The sequence below is a fragment of the Deltaproteobacteria bacterium genome (assembly GCA_005879535.1).
In the GTDB taxonomy this organism is placed as follows: Bacteria; Myxococcota; Myxococcia; order Myxococcales; family 40CM-4-68-19; genus 40CM-4-68-19.
Genome location: VBKI01000021.1, coordinates 7,592 through 12,862, shown reverse-complemented (window position 1 = coordinate 12,862; position 5,271 = coordinate 7,592). Strand labels below are relative to the sequence as shown.

Here is a 5,271-nt window from a genome sequence, read left to right as displayed (position 1 = left end):
CGCATGTTGCCGGCCACTGCGGTCGACGAGCACACGTTCGCCGGGACGGAGTTGGCGAATTCCGCGAAAAAAAGTCCGCTCCGCGCTCGGCGTGTGGAAGTGCAAGTACTGGTTCAGCGCCTCGCCGTCGAGTTCGCGGGATACTTGCGCGCACTGGACGAGTGCTTTCATCTCGCTCGCGAAGAGAAGGCGCCGGCCATCGTCGTTGAAGTAGAGTTGCTTCACGCCGAGCGGATCGCGCGCGAGCAAAAGCCTCCGCGCCCGGGAATCCCAATAGGCGAAAGCGAAGATCCCGACGAGATCGGGAAGCACGTCGGGGCCACGTCTTTCCAAGAGACCCAGCAGCGTCTCGGTGTCGGATCGACCCCGGAAAGGGTGGCCAGCAAGAAGTCGCCCGCGGAGGTCCAGGTGGTTGTACAACTCGCCGTTGTACGTGATGCATCCGCCGTCGGCAGAACGCATCGGCTGCGCACCGGTCGGGGAAAGATCCACGATTGCAAGGCGACGGTGGCCCAGACCGATCGGGCCTTGAATCCACAGTCCGTCGCCATCAGGACCGCGGTGGGACAAGGCCTGCGTCATGCGCTCCAGGAGCGGACGGTCGACCGGGCATGCCGGGTCAGCGTAGTTGAAGATACCCGCAATGCCGCACATTTCAGGGACTCCGAACCGCTCGCCATGGGACGCGGCAAGAGACTTTTTCCTTTGTTGCCGGACTTCGCAGATTGCGATAGGGGCAGCGCGCGAGAGGAGCCGATGGCCAAGAGAAGGATCATTGTCGTTGGGGCCGGTGGCTTTGCGCGAGAAGTCGCGTGGTTGATTGGCGACATCGCCGGGGAACTGGAGTTCGCCGGTTTCGTAGTGAGCGATCTAGGGAAGCTGGGGCCTCACGACAGCCGGGAGCACGTGCTCGGAGATCTCGACTGGGTGCGCGAGAATAGCCACCGTTTCGACGGTCTTGCAATTGGGATCGGAACCCCGGCTGCGCGACTGCGCGTCGCAGCGGAGCTCGAGCGCGATTACGGTCCCGATCGGTGGCCCGCAATGATTCATCCATCGGTTCATTTCCAAAGGTCCTCGGCGAAGGTGGGGCACGGGGTCCTTCTTTGCGCCAACGTGATCGGCACAGTGAACCTGGTCATCGAGCCCTACGCCATGGTGAACCTGGCATGCACCTTGGGCCACGAATCGGTGGTCGGCCGGGGGACGGTGCTCAATCCCGGTGTGAATGTATCGGGAGGGGTGCGGTTCTCCGCCGGAGTGCTGGTTGGCACCGGTGCGCAGGTCCTGCAGTACGTCACCGTGGGAGAAGGATCGACGATCGGAGCTGGAGCGGTCGTGAATCGCGATGTGCCCGCTGGTGAAACCGTGGTCGGTGTTCCGGCTCGGCCCCTCCGCAAGGGTACGTGACCTCGATGAAGCGAATCCTGCTGTCCGTACCGCACATGGGAGGTCGGGAGGAGCAATTCGTCCGCGAAGCCTTCGCCACGAACTGGCTGAGCACGGTGGGCCCTCACCTGGGCGCCTTCGAGCAGGAGTTTACGTCACGTCTAGGCCTGCCTGCGGTAGCGCTCGCAAGCGGTACCGCTGCAATGCACCTCGGGTTGAGACTACTCGGCGTCGGTCCCTGCGACGAGGTGCTCGCGCCCACCCTCACGTTCGTGGCCAGCATCAATCCGATTCTCTATCTCGGCGCGCGCGTGACGTTGCTCGACAGTACCACGCAGAGCTGGAATCTGGACCCCGTGCTCCTCGCTCAAGCGCTCCGCTTGCGGGCACGAGTCGGGCGTCTCCCAAAGGTCGTCGTGGTCGTTCATCTCTACGGCCAGAGTGCCGATCTGGATCCGATCCTCGAGACCTGCCGGGAGCATGGTGTGGCGGTCCTCGAGGACGCTGCGGAAGCGATGGGCACGCTGTACCGTGGCAGGCAGGTCGGTACCTTCGGTGACGTCGGAGTCTTTTCCTTCAACGGAAACAAGATCATCACGACGACGGGCGGGGGAATGTTGATCTCGCCCGATCCTGCCAAGGTCGATAAAGCCCGCTTCTGGTCGACCCAAGCGCGAGATCCAGCGGTCCACTATGAGCATAGCGAGATGGGCTACAACTACAGGCTCAGCAACGTCCTCGCTGGCATCGGCCGTGGTCAGCTCCAGGTGCTCGACGAGCGCGTCCGGCAGCGTCGGCAAATCGCATTTCGCTACCGGGACGCCTTCGCGGACTTGCCCGGAATAGCCCTGATGCCGCAGGCACCGTACGGGCTTCATACGAACTGGCTGAGCTGCTTTCTCATCGACCCGCCCGAATTCGGTATCGATCGTGATGCGCTCATTACGGCGCTCGACCGCGCGGGCATCGAGGCGAGGCCGGTGTGGAAACCGATGCACCTGCAGCCACTCTTCAGGACTGCGGAACACTTGGGCGGCGCGGTCGCCGAGGATCTCTACCGGCGAGGCATCTGCCTGCCGAGCTCGAGCAGCCTGACCGACGGCGAGCAGCAGCACGTGATACAGGCGGTTCGCGCCAGCTCGAGATCCTAGCCTGACGTCCCAGCTTCAACGCTCATGGCCGAACAAGCCGACGATATACGCAGGTCCCAAGAGCCAAGCGGCTCCCGCCACCAGCCCGATAACCAAGCCTACCATCAGGATCAAGAGCCTTCTCGGACGTGAAGGGTAGGTCGGCAACGTCGGCGCATCGAGAATCTGAAAAGTCGAGATCTCGCGAGCCTGATTCGCCTTGGCCGTTTCCAGGCGCTGCATGGTCATCAGCTCGGCGGTCTCGTAGAACTTGCGGTCGAGATGAAGCTCTTCCAGCTGGGCACGCAACGACGGCACAGCCATTGCCGGCGGAAGCAGCTCCGGCGCGGTCAGTGGTGCGCTGCCCCCGTCGGATGTCTGGTCGCGGCTGGTTCCACCTTCGAGCGCCCGCTCCTTCGCCTCCAGGACCGAGAGCATGTGCCTGAGCTGCACCGAGCTCGATTCTTCGCGGGAAGCGAATCCCTTCGCGTACGACAACTCCAGCTCCTTGGCGACGCGCTGCGCCCGGATGGCGGCGATGTTGGAGACCACCGCCTTCGCCTGCGATTCGAGATCCACGATCCGATTCGCTTCCTCGAAAGAACGCAGCCGCTGCTGCGCCTCGCGAGCCTCCTTCTGGATTTCCGCCAGGCGCCCCTCCAAAAAATGGACCTCTTCGCCGGCAGAGCCGGCGTCAACGCGGCGGAACACCGCGTTGCCGTGCTCCCCGAAGAAAGCGACCATCGCCTGAGCGGCGGCTGGATCCTTGTCCTCGCAAGTCAGGGCCACCAGCTCGCCCTTTTGGATGACCCGGATGGCGCAGTGCTGCCAGAGTTCCTTGCGCGCGTTCTCGATGTGCGTCTTCCCATAGCGTTTCTTCAGGTCGAACTTGTCGATGACCGCGTTGGCGACTGACTCACTCGAGAGGACCGCAGCGATCCGCTCGGCATCGCTCGATGGGACACCGGGAAGCGAACCGCCGAGTTCCCGAAGCTCCGCAAGACCAGGAATTGCTGGCGTCGCCGAACGCTTGAGCGTGCGCTGCGTATCGTCTCCGATCCATGAGAAACGCCTCGTCATCAGCGATGGAGGGCAATGGCGATGGTTGCAGCACCGAGCAAAAGGCCTGTGGCGCTGAGGACCAGCTGCACGATCTCTGGTCGCGAGAAGTCGCGTTCGGGGACCACCACGATGTCGCCTGGATTGACGCGGAGTGCATCGGACAGTGCCTTTGTTTGACCATCCGCCGTGATGAGGTGGCTTTCCTTCAGCGAGCGCGCGAAACGGGTCGGTCCACCAGCCGCTCCCACGTAGTCGATGAGTGCAAAGCGCGGGTTATACGGATAAGAGCCGGGGCGGAAGACCGCACCTTCGACGATGACGCTGCGTCGCTTGAACGGAACCATCAGTGTGTCGCCAATGCTTACGGGACGGTCTGCCGCTGCATTGTGCTGGACGAGCAGCGCATCGAGATCGACGTCGTCGACGGAGCCGTTCTCGTGCACCAACGCTGCATGCGGGAGATCGGCTCCAGTTAAGACGCCGCCGGCGCGGAGAACCAGGGTACGCACCGTATCGCCCTCGGCAAACACGAGCCGTTTGAGCGCCGTTGATTCGTCCGTCGAGATGGCGCCCTGAATCGCCCCCACCAAGAGCACAGTCTTCTCCAGCTGGGCGATGGTGGGGACGTCAATGGAGTCCCCCTGCTCGATCGGCAGCTTCGGGACATCGCGCCCGGGGAAGGGGGGTTCCAGGCGGCGCAAGATCGAACGACCCTTCTCGTCTCTGCGCACCAACGTCAGCGGAAGTTCGCGCGTCACCGCCGTGGAATATCCACCCGCGATCGAGAACAGCTCGTCGAAGTCCTTGCTCGCCACCAACTCGTAACGCCCTGGCCGGTTGACGCCCCCCGTGATCGAAGCAGTCAGGGCTTCGAAAGGCACGTGCACTACGTCTCCGTCAAGGAGAAATGGGTTCTCTTCCGTTCTTCCTGTCTGGGCGTAGAGGACGAGATCGGCGACCTGTGTCCTTCCGTCGCGATGGCGGATCTGGATCCGGCGCCTGGAGCCTCCGGCAGTTACGCCGCCTGCGCGCTCGATCACGCTCGAGAGCCGTTCCACCTGCGTCGCGCGCACGAGACCGGGACGACTCACGTTATCGACCAGGTGAACAAGGAAGGTGCGCGGCTCGATCAGGCTCAGCTCGAAGTTCAGGCCGGGGAAGTGTCGCTGCACGGCCTTGCGGACGGTCGCGCGCACGTCGGCGAGTGTCTTCCCGCTCACCGGGACGTACCCGATCCGCGGCAGGAATGCCTTGCCCTCCAGGTCGGTCGTGGCGCGTAGTTTGAAGTTCTGCGCCCCCCAGAAGTTCAGCTCGAAACCGTCACCCGGACCGCAAGTGTAGTGTTGGGCATCGAGAGGTCCTTCGAGCGGTACCGGAAGAGGGGGCGCGGCCGGTTGGAAGCGTTCCGCGGGCTTCGTCAGCTCGGGTTCCAATCCTTTCGCAGCATTTTCCTGCGCCCGCACCCCAAAACTCCAAACCATTGCGCAAATCGCCGTACAGGCGGCCGGCAGACGTCGGGTGCGCGGCATCGGCGCCAAGCTAGGGGCTCCCGCCGCGGCGAGTCAAGCGTCAGACTTCGACAATCCCGACGCGCGACTTGCGGCGTGGTTCGTTTCCCGTCGCATCGTTTCCGGCATGGCGTGCTATCCCGCCCGCGACGTTCGGAGCACGCCGCGCAGCGGTTCGACTG

Annotated in this window: 5 protein-coding genes; 2 read left to right on the top strand and 3 right to left on the bottom strand. The window is 63.6% G+C overall.

The genetic code is table 11. The features are described from left to right. Positions 1 to 654: asparagine synthetase B (locus E6J58_01150; GenBank protein ID TMB43113.1), on the bottom strand; the 654-nt coding region annotated here is incomplete at its 3' end. A 24-nt stretch (positions 655 to 678) separates the two neighbouring features. On the opposite strand from E6J58_01150, the gene E6J58_01145 reads away from it, so the two are divergent. Next, entirely contained in the window at positions 679 to 1,410 is a 732-nt protein-coding gene (locus tag E6J58_01145) for a hypothetical protein (GenBank protein ID TMB43112.1), read from the top strand. 5 nt (positions 1,411 to 1,415) lie between these two features. After that, positions 1,416 to 2,540, top strand: coding sequence for a pyridoxal phosphate-dependent aminotransferase (locus tag E6J58_01140; protein ID TMB43111.1), 1,125 nt, complete (start codon positions 1,416 to 1,418; stop codon positions 2,538 to 2,540). A gap of 15 nt (positions 2,541 to 2,555) precedes the next feature. Here the strand turns inward: E6J58_01140 and E6J58_01135 are convergent, their stop codons facing one another. Both E6J58_01135 and E6J58_01130 read right to left on the bottom strand, forming a co-directional pair. Further along, positions 2,556 to 3,599: a hypothetical protein gene (locus E6J58_01135; protein TMB43110.1), complete on the bottom strand. Its 1,044-nt coding sequence runs from the start codon at positions 3,597 to 3,599 to the stop codon at positions 2,556 to 2,558. Next, positions 3,599 to 5,110 carry a hypothetical protein gene (locus E6J58_01130; protein ID TMB43109.1) on the bottom strand — a complete coding sequence of 504 codons (1,512 nt, stop codon included), beginning with the start codon at positions 5,108 to 5,110 and terminating at the stop codon, positions 3,599 to 3,601. Before E6J58_01130 ends, E6J58_01135 begins: the two co-directional genes overlap by 1 nt. Positions 5,111 to 5,271: the final 161 nt, after the last annotated feature.

Coding starts and splice junctions, on each gene's coding strand:
- E6J58_01145 (TMB43112.1), top strand. CDS start 679: ATGGGACGCGGCAAGAGACTTTTTCCTTTGTTGCCGGACTTCGCAGAT.
- E6J58_01140 (TMB43111.1), top strand. CDS start 1,416: ATGAAGCGAATCCTGCTGTCCGTACCGCACATGGGAGGTCGGGAGGAG.
- E6J58_01135 (TMB43110.1), bottom strand. CDS start 3,599: ATGACGAGGCGTTTCTCATGGATCGGAGACGATACGCAGCGCACGCTC.
- E6J58_01130 (TMB43109.1), bottom strand. CDS start 5,110: ATGCCGCGCACCCGACGTCTGCCGGCCGCCTGTACGGCGATTTGCGCA.